Here is an 18,605-nt window from a genome sequence, read left to right as displayed (position 1 = left end):
GATCAGACGTCCTCGGCGATCAACGCGGCATAGCCGTCGGCGTCAAGCAGCGCCTCCATCTCGGCAGGCGCCTGCGCAGCGTCATCAGACGGGGCGATCACACAGATCCACCCGTCGCCATAGGGGGACTCGTTGACCAGTTGCGGCTCGTCCTCGAGCGCCACGTTCACCTCGACAACCTCTCCCGATACCGGGGCGAAGAGGTCCGAGACGGACTTGGTCGACTCGATCTCGCACATTGCCTCGTCGGCGGTGACCACCGCGCCGATCTCTGGCAACTCCACATACACGACATCGCCGAGCGCGTCCTGTGCGAAATCGGTGATGCCCACCTGCAATCCCCCCTGTGTGGGGCGCACCCATTCGTGATCGCTCGAGTAGTGAAGCTCGGCGGGAATCTCCATGCTCGTGAACCTACCGGATCGCTGTCACACCAATAACTCGTGGCACCCAGCCCCTCATCAGCAATCTCACTGCGTTCAGGGGCTCAGCCGGGCGGCGCGTCCCTCCCGAACAGCGGTGATCGCCTGGGGCACATAGCCGAATGCAGACCAATAGTGAATGGGCAGTCCGACTGCCACAAACACCCAGGCCAGCACACGAAACACGTCCGCTGCGGCGATGTCGCTCAGACCTGCCAGGAAACACGGCACGGCGAACATCATCAGGAATGTCCCCGTCTTGCCCCACCAGGTCACGTCGATCTTGCGGGCGCCTGCCGCTGCCAACACCACTGCTGCCACGGCCACCCCGCCCTCTCGCACGAGAGCCAGCACCGCGATCCAGATCGGCAGCGAGCCGTCGACGATCATCGCCACGAGCGCCACCAGCAGCAGAAGTCGATCGGCCGTCGGATCGAGAATCTTGCCGAGTTCCGACACCTGGTCGAAGCGGCGCGCCACCCAGCCGTCGACCCAGTCGCTCGCGCCCAGCGCTCCCAGCAGCAGCGCGGCGGCCCAGCGGTCCCCCGCGCCGAACACGAGCCACACGAACCACGGCAGGCAGCACAGTCGAGCCAGGCTGATCAGGTTCGGCACTGTGAAGGGCCGCCACCCGGGACTCTCGGTCAACGACCCCTCCGCAGCCCCGCTCATCCGTCTCACAGTACCGACGCCACGCGGGGCGGAGCCGCAGTAACGCAGCGGCCGAGGTAGCGCGTGCTGAGCCCGGCGCGTCCTTAGGATGCGCGTGATGAGCTCAGTGTTCACGCGGATCATCGAAGGCGAGCTGCCCGGGACGTTTGTGTGGCGGGACGAACACTGCGTCGGATTCCTGTCCATCAACCCGCTGTCACCGGGCCACACGCTTGTGGCGCCGATCGCCGAGATCGACCACTGGCTGGACGTCCCGCTCGAATTGCAGGCACACCTGTTCGACGTCTCCCGCCGCATCGGCGAGGCGCAGATGCGGGCGTTTCGGCCCGAGCGGATCGGTCTCGTCATCGCCGGCTTCGAGGTGCCCCACTGTCACATTCACGTGTGCCCGGTGAACTCCATGGCCGACATGAACTTCGCCCGTGCCCTGCCGATGGCGGATCCCACCGATCTCGCCGGGCCGGCCGAGGCCATTCGAGCTGCGTTGGCCGACTGAGCGCATGCGTCGCTAGCGCTGCGGATCCGATGGCACTGAAGCGGCGCTAGAACAGCTGATCCGACTCGGTCGGCTCGATGAGGCTGGCGTCGCGATTGCGGACGTTGCCCACGGCGCGGCCGACCTGATGCGAGCGCAGGATCCCCTCAGCCGCGGGCACGAGCATGGCCGACAACTCGCCTACATCTTCGTTGGATGGGTCGAGCCAGGCATCCCACGCAGAACGCTCCAGCAGCACCGGCATGCGGTCATGAATCGGCGCCATGAAGCCGTTTGCTGCGGTGGTCAGCACCGTCGCCGAGTGCAGCGCTGATCGAGCCACCTCAGCTCCGTCGCCGCCAGAGTTGCCATCATCACCGGGAGCGCCATCGGGTGGCGACCATCGTTCCCACAGGCCAGCCATGGCGAGCATGCCGCCGTCGGCGCGGGTGATGTAGTGCGGCAGCGGGCGGTCGTCGCGGCTCGTGCGGGTCGGCGCCTTTGGCCACTCGTAGAAGCCGTCGGCGGGAATGATGCATCGGCGGCGCTTGAACGGGCCGCGGAAGGAGTTCTTCGTCGCCGCCGTTTCGGATCGCGCGTTGAACAGCGGCGGGCCCTTGCTGGGATCCTTGGACCACGGCGGCACGAGGCCCCACCGGAATGTCTCGAGCCGGCGGGAATCCTCCGCGCCCACAACTGCCACGATGTCGGTGGTCGGGCTCACGTTGTAGCTGCGAGGCGCATCGAAGCCAGGCAATGGGGTGTCGAAATACGCCGCCACCGCCTCCAGATCCGCCGCTGAGACGAAGCGCCCGCACATGTGCTGATCGTAGAGCCGCCGTGCGAATTCGGCCGTACGGGCCATCGGATGGGCCAAGACAGGATCGTGACCCGGGCACTTCGCTTGACACATCACCGTCTCAACACACGTGGGCGAGGCAGGCCTCTGTGCGGGCGCCGAGGCGATCAAGCAGCAAGGTGACGCGGGGGGAGGAGGCGAGGTCGCCCGGCAGCAGCGCTGCTTCAGCGGCGAAGGCGTCAAGCACAGCAGCGGCAATGTCGCAGATGCGGACGAGGAGCGGGTCGGCGGGCACGTCGACATCAGCGGCGAAGCGGGTCCAGCACGGCACCGCCTCGTCTGGAGCGACCGCGTGGCTGCCGCCGACGGCGAACGCATGCATGGGCGTCTCTTCGGGATCCAGGTAGGGCAGCACAGTGCACACGTCGTACATCGGCGCCAAGCGCACCTCAGCGCCATCCAGCAGAAGACTGAAGTTCTTGGCGTGGCCGTCGGGGGCACCGATGACCCAGTTGTAGACCAACGCATCAACCAGGTCGGCGATGTCGTCGGCAGGCAATGTGGAGTGCCTGCGCAGCAGTCGCACGATCCGGGCCTGCGACGGTCCGCCCTGCTGCTCATAGCGCAGCGTCGAGGCCAGGCCCAAGGCCTGGCACATGTCCTCTTGGTGCAGCCGCAGCACGTGGCCGCCGACGTGCCGACGGTCATAGCGCTCCACGATGACCGTGTCGCAGCCCTCGTAGACGGCCACCTCCGTACCCGCTGCGGGCAGCCCCAAGCGTCTCGCCGCGGCCATGCTCAGGTGCTCGATGACCGCTTGGTGCTGTGTCAGGAAAACAGCAGGCTTGAGAATGTGCGTGGTGGCGGCAGTGCCGTGCGGCTGATGCCACGCGCCCTGGTGACGATGGAGCGCGATCTTGGCCTGCGCTCCCGCGAGGCTGAAGTAGCCGGGCACAAAGACATCTCTCGCTAGGTGCGTTCGGTGCCGGATGGACGTCAGTCGCCGCGCCACCTCCGCCTCGCTCAGCGGCTCATAGCTCCCGCCGCGGGACAGTGCAGTGTCGGCTTCCGCAGCGGGGCAAACCTGCACGGCGCCGGCGCAGTCGAGGCCCATCGCGGTGGCGAGCAGATCGAATGGATCCACCGAGGCTGCACCGGTTCCCTGCTGCCAGTACCGGAGCAGTTCGGCGTTGTCGGGGAGCAGGCCCTGCAGCCATGTCTTGATCGCACCCCCGGGGTGCCGCCGTCGCGTCAGCGGCATGCTGAGCGACAGGGGGACAGAATCGGGGCCGCCGTCGAGGTAGTCGTCGTCGTAGACGAATGAGGCGCCATCGGCATCGTCGTGGACGGTGCCGGCCATCCTGCCGTTCAGCAGGATTGCGAGCTGCCTCGTCATCGTGACGAGTCGTACTCGTTGCCTGCAGCGACTCGGCAGGACTCCGGAGGGTGCTGCCCACTGCGGGTGGCGACGGCGGGCGAAGGTGAGTCCTCGTCGGCGCTCCCGATCGGGGCCACGCAGCCGGCAGGGCGGCGGGCGAGGGGGCCGCGGCGCATGCTGTTCTTCAGATCGTCGAGCACCGAGGGCTTGGTATCGATGTCTGCCAGCACGATGCGGTAGCCCAACGCATGGATGCACGCCAGTGCCGTATCGAGCTGTCCGCGGCGCAGGTTGCCACGCTCAAGATCGGATACCCACGGGCGCGATGCGCCGACCATCTCACCGAACTGGGTCTGCGTGAGCCCGGCCTCGCGACGCAGCCGGGCAAGCGCGGCACCCATGCCTTCCACCGTGTAGACGTCAATAGAGCGTCGATGCTTGGCGCCAGCAGGCCGGACCTGCGGCGGGCCTGTGCTCGTCGGACGTGTGTTCGCGTCATCGGTCATCGCTACGGGCCGTCCTGGAGAAGTGCTTGCATTGTATCCGATTCATTATACTGTGGATGCTTCGATGCAGCCTTTTAGATGCATAGGATCGCCCTGTGTGGAATGCATCGTATCGAATGCGCCCGCTGTCATCAGACGCTGTGCATTACTTCAAATGCGCGCAGTCAGTCCCGACCTTGTGCGTCGTTACACGTAAGTGGAGCCCTTCATGGCTCCGCGATCCTGGCGAATCTCGACGTTCACCAGTGCCGGGAGACCCGAGTCGAATGCACGGCGAAGTGCCGGTGCGATCTCGCCGGGCTCGATGACATGCTCACCGTGGCCGCCCATGGCCTCGACCACCTTGTCGTAGCGGGTGTAGTTCAGCTCGGTGGCGACGACCCGATCCTGGCCGTACAGGCTGGCCTGCGGCCGCAGCATCTGGCCCCACGCCGCGTCGTTGCCGACGACGCCCACAATGGGCAGGCCGAAGCGCACCGCAGTGTCGTACTCGAATCCGTTCAGGCCGAACGAACCGTCGCCGTACACGATCAGCACCCGCTTGTCAGGGTGAGCCTTCTGCGCAGCGAGAGCGAACGGCATCCCCACGCCAAGCGTCCCGAGCGGGCCGGGGTCCATCCAGGTGCCGCGGCGCGGCACGCGGATGACCTTGGACGCCTGGGCCACGATGTCACCCCCGTCGCCGATCACGATCATGTCATCGGTGACGGCATCGGCGATCTCGCGGCACAGCCGCAGCGGGTCGATCGGCACCTCGTCGCTGTTCAGCTCGGCGTTGCGTGCTTCGTCGAGCTCGGCCTCGCGCGCAGCGAGCGCAGCCAGGTGCGCCGAGGCGTCCACCGAGACGCCGCTCGACTTGAACAATTCCGAGAGCGCCTCGAAGTTGGCGCCCAGGTTGCCGACGAGTCCCACTTCGGCGGCACGGTTCTGCCCGATGAGCGTCTCGTCCAGGTCGAGCTGCACAATGCGGGCGCCGGCAGGAATGGCCCGGCCGAACTTCATGCGGAAATCGAGCGGCGTTCCGGCCAGGATCACCACGTCAGCCCCCGCAAGCGCCTGGGCCCGCGTCAGCGACAGGAACGATGGATGGTCCCAATTGACCTCGCCGCGGGCCATGCCGTTCACGTAGCACGGGATGGCCGTGGCATCCAGAAACGCAGCCAGCGCGGCACCGCCCTCGCTCCATTTCAGCGACGTGCCGGCCATCACGACGGGCGTTCGGGCGTCGGCGATGATCTCTGCTGCGGTAGCAAGCACATCGGGAGGTGCGGACGACGCGACTCGGTAGTCGCGAAACGGCGGTATGGCCACCGCGTCGAGATCCACCTTGCCGTGCAGCACATCCATGGGGATCTCCAAGAACGAAGGCCCGGGCACACCACTCAGCGCCGTGCGTACCGCCAGCTCGATGTACTCGGCGATACGGCGGGTCTCGAGACACGCGCCCGACCACTTCGACACGGGCCGCATGAGCGACACGTGGTCCATCTCCTGCAGCGAGCCCCGTCCGGCGTGACGAAACGGTCCCTGACCTCCGAAGACCAAGATCGGCGAGTTGGCACGCCAGGCGTTCGCGACGCCGGTCACGCCGTCAGTCACTCCCGGGCCTGCAGTGAGGATGGCAACGCCGACCTTGCCCGGGTGGAGACGCGCCCACGCATCGGCAGCGTGCACGGCCGCTTGTTCGTGGCGTACGTCCACGATGTCGATGCCCTCGTCGAGGCAGCCGTCGTAGATCCCCATGACGTGACCGCCGGACAGAGTGAAGACGCATTCCACGCCGGCTGCCTTCAGCGCCCGCGCTGCGAGCTTGCCGCCGTGAGTCTCGGTGGCCGTGACGCCCAGTGCGCGCTTTTCCTTGCCGCTCATGTTGATCCCCCAGCGGGTGTTCGATGCTGCTGGCTTACGCCAACACGATGTTCACCAGCTTGCCCGGTACGGTCACGACTCGCCGGATGTCGGTGTCGGCGGTGAGCTGTGAGATGCGTTCGTCGGCCAGCGCGGCGGCCTCCAGATCGGCGGTCGAGATGGCGGCGTCGACCGTGATGCGGCTGCGCAGTTTGCCATTTATCTGGACCGGCACCTCGATGACCTCGGCTGCCAGCAATGTCGGATCGGCCACCGGGAACGGGGCATAGACGATCGTGGTCGTATTGCCCAGCTTTGACCACAGTTCCTCTGCGAGGTGCGGCACCAGCGGCGCCAGCAGCCGCACCAGCACGTCCGCGACCGGCCGGGGAGTCGGGCCGCCACGGCGGGTCAGCTCGTTGTTCAGCTCGGTAATGCGTGCGATGGCCGAGTTGAAGCGCAGATCCGACATGGCATCGGTGACCGCAGTGATGGTGCGGTGCACCCAGCGCTCCAGATCCGCATCAGGCTCGACATCTGACACTGTCAGCGCGCCGGTCTCTTCGTCGACCAGGTTCCGCCACACACGCTGCAGCAATCGGTGCGAGCCGATCACCGAATGGGTCTCCCAGGGCCGACCTTGATCCAGCGGCCCCATGAACATCTCATAGGTCCGCAGCGTGTCTGCCCCGTACGCGCCGTAGATGTCGTCCGGCGTCACAGCGTTGCGCAGCGACTTGCCCATCTTTCCGAAGTGGCGCGTCACTTCGACATCACCGTGAAAGAACTTCCCGTCGCGCTCGTCCACTTCGGACGCTTCGATGTACACGCCACGCTGGTCCTGGTACGCGGCGGCCTGGATGTAGCCCTGGTTGTAGAGCCGACCGAACGGCTCCGGCCCGCCGACGTGTCCCAGGTCGTACAGCACCTTGTGCCAGAAGCGGGCATAGAGCAGGTGCAACACGGCGTGCTCCACGCCACCGACATACAGGTCGACGCCGCCGACGCCGCCGGCAGCATCGGTCATCCAGTACCGCTCCACGTCGGGATCCACAAGGACCTCGTCATTAGTCGGGTCGAGGTAGCGCAGGTAGTACCAGCACGACCCAGCCCACTGAGGCATCGTGCTGAGTTCGCGACGGTAAGTGCGCTCGCCGTCGCCGAGGTCGTAGGTGGCGGTCACCCACTCAGTGGACCGGCCCAAGGGCGGCTCGGGATCCGAGGACTCGTCAAGGGACCTCGGCGCCCAGTCGATGAGCTCTGGCAACACCACCGGAAGTTCGCTCTCGGGCACGGCCAGCGGCAGGCCCGTCTCGTCGAACACGATCGGGAAGGGCTCGCCCCAGTAGCGCTGCCGGCTGAAGAGCCAGTCCCGCAGCTTGTAGGTGACCGTGCGACTTCCGTGGCCGTTGGCCTCCAGCCAGTCGCAGATGGCGGCCTTCGCCTCGGCTGAGCCCATCCCGTTCAGGAAACTGCTGTTGATGGCCGGGCCCTCGCCGACGTAGGCCTTCGGTTCATAGTCAGGTGGCGGTTGGGTGGTGCGAACAATCGGCAGCCCGAACTGCTCGGAGAAGTCCCAGTCGCGCTGGTCCTCGCCGGGCACCGACATCACCGCCCCGGTGCCGTAATCGATGAGCACATAATCGGCCACGTACACCGGCGCGGGTTCACCGGTGGTGGGCACGATGCAGTTGACTCCCAGCCACACGCCTGTCTTGTCCCGGTTCTCTTGCCGCTGCAGGTCGCTCATCGCCGCGGCGTGGGCCCGGTACGCCTCCAGCGCCTCACGAGGCGTCGCGGCGCCGCCGGTCCAGCGGGGATCGGTGCCCGACGGCCACCGGTCGGCGACGAGCTTGTCGGCCAGTGGGTGCTCAGGCGCCAGCAGCATGGCCGTGGTGCCATAGATCGTGTCGGGGCGTGTGGTGAACACGTCAACGTCTGGGCCCGCGTCGGTGGCGAAGCTGATCAGCGCGCCCTCGCTGCGCCCGATCCAGTTGCGCTGCATGATCTTGACGCTTTCGGGCCAGTCCAGCCGGTCGAGATCAGCCAGCAGGCGGTCGGCGTAGGCCGTGATGCGCATCATCCACTGCTTCAACGGCCGGCGGAACACAGGGTGGTTGCCCCGCTCAGACCGACCGTCGGCGGTGACCTCTTCGTTCGCCAGTACCGTGCCCAGGGCTGGGCACCAGTTGACGGGCGCTTCTCCCAGGTATGCCAAGCGGTAGCGGTCCAACTCGAGCCGTCGCTCGGTCTCGCTCATGAGTGTCCACGCAGCGCCGTCGGCGGTGGCCCGCTGGCCGGATTCGAACAGCTCGATCAGCTCGGCGATCGGGCGGGCACAGTCCGTCTCGGTGTCGTACCAAGAATTGAAGATCTGCACGAAGATCCACTGCGTCCAGCGGTAGTACTCGACGTCGGTTGTGGCCAATGATCGCCGGTCGTCGTGACCGAGGCCCAGCCGGGAGAGCTGGCGCGACATCGTGGCGATGTTCTGCTCGGTATTGATGCGGGGATGCTCACCGGTCTGACGGGCGTGCTCCTCGGCGGGCAGGCCGAACGCGTCATAGCCCATCGGGTGCAGCACCACGTATCCGCTCATGCGCTTGAAGCGCGCATATACGTCGGTGCCGATGTATCCCAGCGGGTGCCCGACATGCAGTCCCGAACCCGACGGGTACGGAAACATGTCCATGATGAAGAGCTTCGGCCCTCGTGGGGCCGAAGCAGTCGAACTCAGCGGCCCTCGTGGGGCCGAAGCAGTCGAACTCAGGAGTACGGCAGGGTCTTGCGGGCCTGCGAGCGGGCCGCTGGGGTTCGGCGTGTGGTAGGTGCCGTCTGCGCGCCACTGCGCCTGCCAGCGCAGCTCGATCTCGTTCGCCATTTGGGCGTTGTAGCGATAGGGCGGCAGCTCGTCCGCACCGGACTCCGAGAACTCAGTTTCAGCGGCTGTTCCCGCGCCTGAGCTTGAGGCCGATGCGGGGGCATTCATGCGGGCAAGGATGCCACGGTTGCCCGCAAATCCCTTCTGCTACCAGCACATTCCTGCTCAAGGAGCGACCGCTACCCTGCGGACCGTGCCCGCTCCTGAGACTGTGCCTTCCCAGCCCGGCTCGCTGTTTGCAGACCCAGGTTTCGCTGACGTCACCGAAGTCGACTGGGAAGCCGCGGCGCAAGGGGCACTGCGCGGTCAGCCACTGTCATCGCTGCAGACAATGCTGATCGACGGCATCGAGACTGCGCCGCTGTATTCGCCCCACCGACATGGCACCGAAGGGAACCTCGCCGGAATTCCAGGCGACACGCCGTACGTTCGGGGCGCTACCGCAGCGAGCGGTGGACAGGGCTGGGAAGTCCGCCAGATCCACGACGTTCGCCGGCCTGGCACGCCCGACGCAGTCACCGTCGACACAACGTCGGGAGTGGATGCCGTCACAGTGGCCCGCGGCTGGAGCGCCGAAGACGACGCTGATGCGCTGGCGTCTTGCATCGGCGATGCTGCCGCTGCGGGTGTCACGATCCACCTGCAGGCCGGCACCTCGCCCGCGCACGCCGAGGCGCTGCTGGAGGTCTTGCGCCGTCAGCGCTGCGAACCCGGGCGCAATCGCTCGTGGCTGGGGGTGGATCCGATCGCAGCTGCAGCCTGCGGCTGGTCAGCGGACACCGACCCTGGCGACGCCAATGAGCTCGTGGCCGCTGTGGAGCGTGCCGCACTCAGCGCTACCGACCTCGCCGAGCGCTGGCCGCAAGGGGTGCCCTTGGAGGCCGACGGCTCGGTATTTGCCGATGCCGGGGCGGCTGACGCTTCGGAACTTGCAGCGACGCTGGCCACCGGCGTGGCCTGGCTGCGCGCGGCATGCGATGCCCCCGCAGGCCCCGGCCTTGATCCCGCAGCCGCTGCCCGACTGGTTGGCTTCACCATCTCAGCCGGACCCGATCCCTTCGTGGTGACAGCCAAGTGCCGGGCGCTGCGCATGTGCTGGGCCCGCGTTCTGAGCGCATGCGGCGTCGACATCGTCGGAGGTACAGGGCTGCCCCTGCGTCTGCACGCCGTGACCTCGACAGCGATGCTGAGCGAACTCGATCCATGGGTGAACATGCTGCGGGCCACAACGGCCACCTTCGGCGCTGCGAACGGGGGTGTCGACGCCATAACGGTCCGCCCGTTCGACACCGTCAGCGCCGCGGCAGCGCCTAGCGCCTTGGGGTGGCGGGTAGCGGCCAATACGCAGCTGATCCTGCGCCACGAGAGCCGCATCGGCTCGGTCATCGATCCCGCTGGGGGCAGCTGGTACGTCGAAGACCTCACCCGGTCCATGGCGAGCGCTTCCTGGGATCGTTTTCGCAACATCGAAGCCGCCGGGGGCATCTGTGCAGTCATGGCCAGCGGTGAGCTCGAAGCATCGCTGTCTGCCGAGCGGGAGCACCGCGATGAACGGATCGCAGCGGGCGAGCGAGTGCTCGTCGGAGTCACCGAGTTCGTCGACCCGACTGAGGTCGGCGCGACGTCTGAGTCCAACCGCAGCAAGCTCGGCGCAAGCCTGGGCGTGCATCGCTGGGCTGCTCCTTACGAGGCCGGAGCGTTGGAGTCATGAGCGCAGTCGGAGATTTCTCGCAGCTCGATCTCGTCGGCAGTGCCGGTGATGAGCCGGGATCGAACGGCGCGAGCCTCTCGGCATGGGAGGCACGGTTCGCGGAGGTGACCGGTCGCTCCCCCGCTGCAAGCGCCACGCCTGAGGGCATCGATGTGGCGCCGTTGTACGTCGCGGCGGACACCACCGGCCTCTACGCCGGCAGCGGAGACCCCGACCAGCGCACCTACCTCGACGGGTTCCCCGGCTTCGCCCCGTACCTACGCGGTCCGTACCCGACGATGTACACCAACCAGCCCTGGACGATCCGCCAGTACGCAGGATTCTCCACCGCCGAGGACTCCAACGCGTTCTACCGGCGGAACCTTGCGGCCGGCCAACGTGGCCTGTCGGTGGCATTCGACCTCGCAACCCATCGGGGGTACGACTCTGACCATCCCAGAGTGGCTTCAGACGTGGGCATGGCCGGTGTGGCCATCGACTCGATTCTCGACATGCGCACGCTGTTCGACGGCATCCCGCTTGACCGCATGAGCGTTTCGATGACGATGAACGGCGCTGTGCTGCCCATCCTGGCGCTGTACGTCGTGGCTGCAGAGGAGCAGGGAGTTGCCCCCGCGCAGCTCACCGGGACCATTCAGAACGACATTCTCAAGGAGTTCATGGTCCGCAACACGTACATCTACCCGCCCCAGCCATCCATGCGGATCATCAGCGACATCTTCGACTTCACGTCGGCCGAAATGCCGCGCTTCAACTCGATCTCGATCTCCGGCTACCACATGCAGGAAGCCGGGGCGACGGCCGATCTCGAGCTCGGCTACACGCTGGCGGACGGCCTCGAATACCTGCGGTGCGGCATCGGCGCCGGCATGGACATCGATGACTTCGCGCCACGCCTCAGCTTCTTCTGGGGCATCGGCATGGACTTCTTCATGGAAGTCGCCAAGCTGCGGGCCGCCCGGCTGCTGTGGGCCAAGCTGGTGTCTGCCTTTGAGCCGGAGAACCCGCGGTCGACCTCGCTGCGAACCCACTGCCAAACCTCGGGCTGGTCGCTCACGGCGCAGGATCCGTACAACAACGTCGTGAGGACGTGTATCGAGGCCATGGCCGCCGTCGACGGCCACACCCAGAGCCTGCACACGAATGCCTTCGACGAAGCCCTGGCGCTGCCGAGCGACTTCAGCGCCCGCATTGCCCGCAACACGCAGCTGTTCCTACAGCACGAGGCCGGCGCGACCCGGGTGATCGATCCTTGGGGCGGCAGCTACTACGTGGAGCGTCTCACCGCCGAGCTGGCGCGACGGGCGGCAACCCACATTGCCGAGGTGGAGCAGCTCGGCGGCATGGCCCGCGCAATCGAAGCCGGGATTCCCAAGATGCGCATTGAGGAGGCCGCCGCCCGGACGCAGGCACGCATCGAGGCGGGCCAGCGGACGATCGTGGGAGTGAACCGCTACCGGTCCGAGCTCGACGCCGAGGTCGACATCCTGCGAGTCGACAACGCGGAGGTGCGTGCCGCGCAGCTTGCAAAGCTGGACCGGCTGCGCGCGGAGCGTGATCGGGATGCGATAAAGGGCTCGCTGGATGCGCTGCGGGAGGTGGCGCGCACAGGAGAGGGAAATCTCCTGGCCGCATCCATCGACGCTGCGCGCTGCCATGCCACCGTGGGAGAGATCAGCGCGGCAATGGAAGACGCGTTCGGCAGGCACACTGCGCAAATCCGCACGATCAGCGGCGTGTACGGGAGCGAGATGGCTGGCAACGAATCTGGCCCCGACGGCACAAACCCGATGGCGGCCACGGTCAATGCAGTGCGCGCCCGGGTCGCCGCCTTCGGCGAGCGGACAGGGCGTCGGCCGCGCATCCTGATCGCCAAGATGGGCCAGGACGGTCACGATCGGGGGCAGAAGGTGGTGGCGACCGCGTACGCCGACCTCGGCTTCGACGTCGACATCGGCCCGCTGTTCAGCACACCCGCTGAGACAGCGCGCCAGGCCGTCGAAAACGATGTGCACATCGTGGGCGCCTCCTCGCTGGCGGCGGGACATCTCACTCTGGTCCCGGAACTCAGGGACGCTCTCGCCGAGCTGGGGCGACCCGACATCCTCGTCGTTGTCGGCGGTGTGATCCCGGCGCAGGACTTCGAAGCGCTGCGAGCTGCGGGTGCCGCAGCGATCTACCCGCCCGGCACGGTCATCGCCCACGCTGCGGCGGAGATGCTCGACCTGCTCGAGTCCGCCGACTAGCTGGTCCGGCCCCGCGCCGATTCATCGGCGCGAACTCACACGGCGCGGCTCAGCGGTGGCGGCCACCCACATTGCGGATCTTCTTCTTGGCCCGGGTACCGCGGTATGCCGTGCTGGACGCCGAGCGGAGGCGGCGCGGCGCAGCTGCGAGCCGCGTGTCGGCATCGTCAAGTTGGCCGTGGTAGCGGCGGTGTACCCACAGCTTTTCCGAGCCGACGACGATCTGACCCCACCCTGAGCCGCGGATGCCGAATGGCTCGATGCGTTCGATGCGTTCGAGCAGCTCCACGGGTTTGGCCGGGCGCAGGGCCCGGGTGCGCATGACCACTATGTCCGCATCGGTGAGGGCCAGTAGTCGGTAGCGCGACATGCTGAGCACCGCAACGGTGGCAAACACCGTTGTCGAGATCAGGCTGATCTGCACCCACGGCAAGTCAACCGTCAGCACGATGCCCGCCAGCGCCACCACACCGATCAGCAGCAGCGTGAACGGGTGCAGGCCGCCTTGTGCCGGCACGAGCGCGTGAACATGATCGCCCTGGTGCAGGAACTGATCCGCGGGATGGGATCGGTCTGCGGTGCGGATGCGCTTCAACATACCCACGGCGACATTCTGCCCGAATACCGAACGGACCCCTGCGCCCCGGTACCTTGCACACAGTGGCCGCCATCGCAGCTCTTGGGGAACTTGCTTCCGGAGTGCGCGCCTGCGACCGTGCCGCCATCGGCCGGGCCATCACGCTCGTCGAGTCCCAACGGCCCGCTGACGCTCAGCCGGCGCAGGACCTGCTCCATGAATTGCTGCCCTACAGCGGCGGTGCGCACCGCGTGGGCATCACCGGTGTGCCCGGAGTTGGCAAGAGCACGCTCATCGAGACGCTCGGCACGATGCTCACTGAGCGCGGGCACCGCGTGGCCGTCCTCGCCGTCGACCCGACCTCAGCGCTCCACGGCGGTTCCATCCTCGGTGACAAGACCCGAATGACTGCGCTTGCGAACGATCCTGCAGCCTTCGTTCGACCGTCGCCGACTGCGGGCCAACTGGGCGGCGTGACACGCGTCACCCGCGAGACCGTCGGTGTGCTCGAGGCGGCGGGATTCGACGTCGTGCTTGTCGAGACGGTGGGCGTCGGCCAATCAGAGACCGCCGTGGCCGACATGGTCGACTTCTTTGTCGTGCTCATGCTGGCGGGTGCCGGCGACGACCTGCAGGGGATCAAGAAGGGCATTCTCGAGATCGCCGATCTCATTGCGGTCAACAAGGCCGACGGGGACAACGTCGAGCGCGCCAGCGCGGCAGCGCGTGACTACGAGTTGGCGCTGCACATGACCCAGCCGGCCTCGCCCACATGGACTCCCCCAGTGATCACGTGCTCAGGATTGGCCGGCGACGGCCTGGACACCATGTGGGAACACGTGCTCGAACATCGCCGGCTGATGTCGGATTCCGGCGAGCTGGCAGCGCGCCGCGCCGACCAGCGAGTGCGCTGGATGCGGGCGATGCTGACCGAACGCATGCGCGCTCAGCTCGCAGCGAACGTGCACGACCTGCTTGCCGACCTCGAAGCACAGGTGCGGTCCGACCACCTGACGCCGGCTAACGCGGTCGACCAGCTGTTGGCGGCCTTCGACGCCTCCCGCTCGTGAGCTGCGCTGGCCGCATAGCCACGCATATTTGCCGGCAACTAGTGCATGGAACTCAGCTCAGTTGACAACCTGTTGAGCCAACGTTGGCTTGACTTTCCAATGGCTTGGCTCCGGAGAACGCGCAATGGCCAAGTACCCCGTCGAATCGCCTCCTGGGCACCAGCGCGGCTCTTCCGCTCGTCCTCGATACCGCCCACGCCGGCGTTGAGGCGTCGCACTCGCCTCGGTGACCGTCGTGGCGTCAGCGTTGCTCGGCAGCGCGCCGGCTGGTGCACACGAGCCGCCGCCCCTGACACCGCCACTGGCTCAGAACGGCAATTGCGTCGGCGCGTTGCCCATCGTCGTGGCGTCCGATGCCGGCGCTCAGTCCGACATGTATTCCGCAGTCACGCTCGCCGGTGCTGTCGGCACCGAGTGCATCATCCTCGCAGGAGCACGCAACGAGCCCTTCCCACCCAGTGAACTCGAATGCCTCGCCGTCGCAGCAGCCGGTGGCTACGTGGTGGGAGGCACTGGAGCGGTTCCGGACAGCAAGCTGTCAGGCCGGACGATGATCCGAATTTCTGGCGCAGATCGTTGGAGGACCGCTGAGTCCGTGTCGGGGCCGAGCAGTCGGCGTGGAGGTGCAACGACTGCTCGCGGCAACTGCAGGCGCCACCCCGAACAATGCAGGAAGCGGCACAGCCGGCAGTCGAGGCTGCGGTGGCTCTGCCACCTCTGGCTCGAGCGACAACGGTACCAGCGCGACGCTGTCCGCCGCCGAGACCTTCGCTCAAGTGTCACCTTCGATTCCCATTGTGCGCACCTGCGCAGGCCATGGCAGCGGCATCCTGATCGAAGGCGGCTACATCGTCACCAACGACCACGTCGTGTGGCTGTGCAGCGAGGCGACGGTGCTGTTCCCCGATGGCACGGAGTACACGAACGTCCCGGTGCTAGCGACGAATCCATGGGCCGACATCGCCGTGCTCGGCCCGATTCAAACCACCAAGAGGAAGCTCGCACTCGCCGATGGGGAGAACTTGCCGCCGGGCAGCGACCTCTACCTCATCGGGTACCCCGCCGAGTTCGAAGTAGCCCCCCAGCCTTCAATTACACGGGGCATCCTGTCTCGCATCCGCCAGTGGGCCAGCTACGACCTGACGCTGTTGCAAGCCGATGCCGCTATCACTGGCGGTCAGAGTGGCGGCGCATTGATCGACGGCCGCGGCCGGGTCGTGGGCGTCTCGACATGGAGTTGGACTCAAGCCAACTTCAGCATCGCCACTTCGGCGGCAGACCAAGCCGAGATCATCGAACTCATGCTCGACGAAGACGACGACTACGGGTACTCCGTCGACTGGGCGTCAAGATTCGGCGATACCGGCAGCACTCAACAACGATTCACGCTTCCCGCCGGACTCCACACTCAGAGCTTCTGGATCGACCATGACGGAGACGATGACGTCGATGTGCGATTGCATGGCTGCACCGACGCGTGGTTGTGGGTGACTGACTTGTTCGGGACGTACTCAGAGGTCGACGACGAGGGTGTTTTGCCCCAGAGCGTTCGTCTCTACGACGACGAGGGCCGCTTCGTAGCCGAAGACGACGACAGCGGCCCTCTGAACTTCCTGGGCGGCAGCCTCAATCCCGAGATCCGCTTCCGGTTCCCACCAGCGGCACCTGCTACATCAACGTGAGCTACTTCGACGAGACAAGCAGTTCGACCACAGGTTCCTATCTCCTGTTCGTCCAAGATATGAACTGATGCTTCGACAGGCGCTGCGGGGCCGCGCAGAGCGATTGGTCATGGCGGTGCTCCACATAACGATGCCGTACCTGCTTTGAGAGGAGGCCCTGACCCTCTATGAGCATGAGGTCCCGGCTCTGAACGCGAATGCGAGCTGTGACTCAAGGAAGCCAACCCATGAATGAACGCAAAACGCCACGTCCGGCGACACCGCCTGGGGCCAGCGCTGCGCCGAGTCGTCTCGAAGCAAAGCAGTGGGCCGACAACGTTGCCGTCTTCAGCTTTCTCGTGTTGTCGGCGAGCCTGCTGATCTCGATCGCATTCGCGGCCGCCATGCTCGCAGACAGCGATTCAGTCGATGCCTTTTATGTCGTCGTCTCCTTCAACGGTTCAGTCGGAATTGTGCTCGCCATCATCGCGGCCAGTTCGAGGCACAGGATGAGCGAGCCACGACGCCGACTTGCCACCGCCAGCATGGTGATGGCAGGTGCACAGATTGCAGCCGTGCCGATTCTCGTCATTCTGGGACTCGCGATGTTCTACGCGAATTTCTGATTTGTGGCCGGTGTCCAACCTGCCCGGGTGTGTATCACATTTCGCGATATGTTGTTGCCATGGCTCGGGCGATCTCTGTGCGACTCGATGAGGAGGCCCTCCGTGCACTGATCCAGCTTGAGGCTCAGGGGCTGACGCAATCGGAGGCCATCCGATCATCGCTGGTGCACGAAGCGGCGCGGCGACGCTCCCGCTCGGCACTGGCCGCTGAGGTTGCCGCCCTCGAGGCCGACGTCGCCGACCGCACCGAGATGACCGCTGTAGCGAGTCTGATGGAACATCTCCGTGCGCCGGGGTGACATCTACGAACTGCGTCTTCCCCGAGGCGTTGGCCACGAGCAACATGGGCGACGATTCGGAGTTGTCGTGCAGTCCGACGCGCTGCTGCCGCGCTCGGTCGTGCTAGTGGCGCCCACTTCGGCCAGCGCTCGGCCAGCCTCCTTCAGACCCATCATCGAACTCGACGGGCAGCGCACGGCCGTACTCGTCGAGCAGGTGGGCGCGGTCGACATGACTCGCCTGGGCGATTTCGTAGGCCATCTTCACCCCGAAGAGCAGTGGGGAATCGACTCTGCCCTCAGCACGGTCTTTGACCTCGGCTAAGAGACAGAGAACTCTAGATCAGAAGTCCTCGTCGAAGGCAACTTCGCCTTCGACGCCGATTTGGTAGCTGGCGACGGTGCGCTCGAAGAAGTTCGTGAGCTCCTGCACATCTTGCAGTTCCATGAACGAGAAGGGGTTCTTCGAGCCGTAGTGCTTGGCAAGGCCGAGCTGGGCCAAACGCTGGTCGGCGACGAATTCCAGATACGCCCGGGTGTCGGTCACCGACATGCCCGCCACGCCACCCGACAGCACGTCGTGTGCAAACTTCGTCTCGACGTCGACCGCCTCGGTGACCATCTGGCGGATCCGTTCAGCCAGATCCACGTCGAACAATTCGGGTTCTTCGGCCCGGATCGTGCGCACGACCTCGAAAGCGAAGTTCATGTGCGCCGACTCGTCCCGGAACACCCAGTTCGTGCCGGCCGCCAAGCCGTTCAGCAGCCCCTTCGATCGCAGGAAATAGACGTAAGCAAAGGCAGCGAAGAAGAACAGCCCTTCGATGCAGGCTGCGAAGCAGATGAGGTTGAGCACGAACGCCTTGCGGTGCTCGACCGTCGTGAGTCGATCGACCGACCAGACGCTGTGCATCCAGCGAAAGCAGAACTCGGCCTTCGCGGCGATCGAGGGAATGTTCTCAATGGCCGCAAATGCCGCCGCCCGCTCGGAGATGTCAGGGATGTAGTGGTCCAGCAGCGTCAGGTAGAACTGCACGTGCAGCGCTTCCTCGTACAGCTGCCGGCTCAGGTACATCCGAGCCTCAGGGCTGTTGATGTGCTGGTACAGGTTCAGCACCAGATTGTTCGCAACAATCGAGTCGCCGGTTGCGAAGAACGCCACGAGCCGGTTGATGAGATGCCGCTCGGCCGGAGCCAGCTTGCGGTTGAGATCGACGATGTCGTCGGAGAAGTCGATCTCCTCAACTGTCCAGGTGTTGCGGATGGCATCGCGGTACATGTCGAAGAATTGCGGGTACCGCATCGGACGCAGCGTCAACTCGAAACCGGGGTCCAAGATGTTGCCCTGCCGTACTGCAGGTTCGGCGGCCGGGACGGGTTGGGGTACGGCTTGTGGACTCGGCTCGGGCCCCAATTCGGGCTCTGGCTGGACGAGTGCCATGAGGATCCTCTGCT

At 66.0% G+C, this 18,605-nt stretch carries 17 protein-coding genes; 8 read left to right on the top strand and 9 right to left on the bottom strand.

Annotated features, from left to right (window positions below; genetic code table 11):
- Positions 1 to 2: 2 nt before the first annotated feature.
- On the bottom strand, positions 3 to 404 hold the full coding sequence (gene gcvH, locus ACPXYO_RS13740; RefSeq protein WP_420624188.1) for a glycine cleavage system protein GcvH: 402 nt from the start codon (positions 402 to 404) through the stop codon (positions 3 to 5).
- Positions 405 to 479: 75 nt separating this feature from the next.
- Positions 480 to 1,094, bottom strand: a complete 615-nt coding sequence (locus tag ACPXYO_RS13735) for a CDP-alcohol phosphatidyltransferase family protein (RefSeq protein WP_423921521.1) — start codon at positions 1,092 to 1,094, stop codon at positions 480 to 482.
- Positions 1,095 to 1,191: 97 nt separating this feature from the next.
- On the opposite strand from ACPXYO_RS13735, the gene ACPXYO_RS13730 reads away from it, so the two are divergent.
- Positions 1,192 to 1,590 carry an HIT family protein gene (locus ACPXYO_RS13730; protein WP_423921518.1) on the top strand — a complete coding sequence of 133 codons (399 nt, stop codon included), beginning with the start codon at positions 1,192 to 1,194 and terminating at the stop codon, positions 1,588 to 1,590.
- A 46-nt stretch (positions 1,591 to 1,636) separates the two neighbouring features.
- On the opposite strand, the gene ACPXYO_RS13725 is transcribed toward ACPXYO_RS13730, so the two are convergent.
- The 5 genes from ACPXYO_RS13725 to leuS form a co-directional block, all read right to left on the bottom strand.
- On the bottom strand, positions 1,637 to 2,389 hold the full coding sequence (locus tag ACPXYO_RS13725) for an SOS response-associated peptidase (protein ID WP_423921515.1): 753 nt from the start codon (positions 2,387 to 2,389) through the stop codon (positions 1,637 to 1,639).
- A gap of 100 nt (positions 2,390 to 2,489) precedes the next feature.
- The gene (locus tag ACPXYO_RS13720; protein WP_423921513.1) at positions 2,490 to 3,764 is read right to left on the bottom strand and encodes a HipA domain-containing protein; all 1,275 of its coding nucleotides are present in this window, start codon (positions 3,762 to 3,764) and stop codon (positions 2,490 to 2,492) included.
- Positions 3,761 to 4,252: a helix-turn-helix transcriptional regulator gene (locus ACPXYO_RS13715; RefSeq protein WP_423921510.1), complete on the bottom strand. Its 492-nt coding sequence runs from the start codon at positions 4,250 to 4,252 to the stop codon at positions 3,761 to 3,763. The genes ACPXYO_RS13720 and ACPXYO_RS13715 overlap by 4 nt, the downstream gene beginning before the upstream one ends.
- 186 nt (positions 4,253 to 4,438) lie before the next feature.
- Positions 4,439 to 6,121 carry a thiamine pyrophosphate-binding protein gene (locus tag ACPXYO_RS13710; RefSeq protein WP_423921507.1) on the bottom strand — a complete coding sequence of 561 codons (1,683 nt, stop codon included), beginning with the start codon at positions 6,119 to 6,121 and terminating at the stop codon, positions 4,439 to 4,441.
- Between the two features lie 34 nt (positions 6,122 to 6,155).
- A complete protein-coding gene (gene leuS / locus ACPXYO_RS13705; RefSeq protein ID WP_423923864.1) occupies positions 6,156 to 8,981 on the bottom strand; it encodes a leucine--tRNA ligase in 2,826 nt (941 codons plus the stop codon).
- Positions 8,982 to 9,174: 193 nt separating this feature from the next.
- Here leuS and ACPXYO_RS13700 point away from each other — a divergent pair, with 193 nt between their 5' ends.
- Together ACPXYO_RS13700 and scpA are read left to right on the top strand one after the other, a co-directional pair.
- Positions 9,175 to 10,692 (top strand): methylmalonyl-CoA mutase family protein, encoded by a 1,518-nt coding sequence (locus ACPXYO_RS13700; protein WP_423921504.1) that lies wholly within the window; start codon positions 9,175 to 9,177, stop codon positions 10,690 to 10,692.
- Positions 10,689 to 12,938 (top strand): methylmalonyl-CoA mutase, encoded by a 2,250-nt coding sequence (gene scpA, locus ACPXYO_RS13695; RefSeq protein WP_423921501.1) that lies wholly within the window; start codon positions 10,689 to 10,691, stop codon positions 12,936 to 12,938. Before ACPXYO_RS13700 ends, scpA begins: the two co-directional genes overlap by 4 nt.
- Positions 12,939 to 12,987: 49 nt before the next feature.
- On the opposite strand, the gene ACPXYO_RS13690 is transcribed toward scpA, so the two are convergent.
- Entirely contained in the window at positions 12,988 to 13,542 is a 555-nt protein-coding gene (locus ACPXYO_RS13690; protein WP_423921499.1) for a hypothetical protein, read from the bottom strand.
- 56 nt (positions 13,543 to 13,598) lie between these two features.
- On the opposite strand from ACPXYO_RS13690, the gene meaB reads away from it, so the two are divergent.
- From meaB to ACPXYO_RS13665, 5 genes are all read left to right on the top strand, one after another.
- Positions 13,599 to 14,585: a methylmalonyl Co-A mutase-associated GTPase MeaB gene (meaB, locus tag ACPXYO_RS13685; RefSeq protein WP_423921496.1), complete on the top strand. Its 987-nt coding sequence runs from the start codon at positions 13,599 to 13,601 to the stop codon at positions 14,583 to 14,585.
- Positions 14,586 to 15,202: 617 nt separating this feature from the next.
- Positions 15,203 to 16,267: a S1C family serine protease gene (locus ACPXYO_RS13680; protein ID WP_423921494.1), complete on the top strand. Its 1,065-nt coding sequence runs from the start codon at positions 15,203 to 15,205 to the stop codon at positions 16,265 to 16,267.
- 227 nt (positions 16,268 to 16,494) lie between these two features.
- Positions 16,495 to 16,872 carry a hypothetical protein gene (locus ACPXYO_RS13675; RefSeq protein WP_423921491.1) on the top strand — a complete coding sequence of 126 codons (378 nt, stop codon included), beginning with the start codon at positions 16,495 to 16,497 and terminating at the stop codon, positions 16,870 to 16,872.
- Between the two features lie 59 nt (positions 16,873 to 16,931).
- Positions 16,932 to 17,171, top strand: coding sequence for a hypothetical protein (locus ACPXYO_RS13670; protein WP_423921488.1), 240 nt, complete (start codon positions 16,932 to 16,934; stop codon positions 17,169 to 17,171).
- Positions 17,158 to 17,475 (top strand): type II toxin-antitoxin system PemK/MazF family toxin, encoded by a 318-nt coding sequence (locus ACPXYO_RS13665; protein WP_423921485.1) that lies wholly within the window; start codon positions 17,158 to 17,160, stop codon positions 17,473 to 17,475. Before ACPXYO_RS13670 ends, ACPXYO_RS13665 begins: the two co-directional genes overlap by 14 nt.
- An 18-nt stretch (positions 17,476 to 17,493) precedes the next feature.
- Here ACPXYO_RS13665 and ACPXYO_RS13660 read toward each other — a convergent pair whose 3' ends face one another.
- A complete protein-coding gene (locus tag ACPXYO_RS13660) occupies positions 17,494 to 18,591 on the bottom strand; it encodes a ribonucleotide-diphosphate reductase subunit beta (RefSeq protein ID WP_423921482.1) in 1,098 nt (365 codons plus the stop codon).
- Positions 18,592 to 18,605: the final 14 nt, after the last annotated feature.

It is taken from the genome of Candidatus Poriferisodalis sp. (genome assembly GCF_965237655.1).
Taxonomy (GTDB): Bacteria; Actinomycetota; Acidimicrobiia; order Acidimicrobiales; family Poriferisodalaceae; genus Poriferisodalis.
This window is presented reverse-complemented; position numbering and strand designations above follow the sequence as displayed.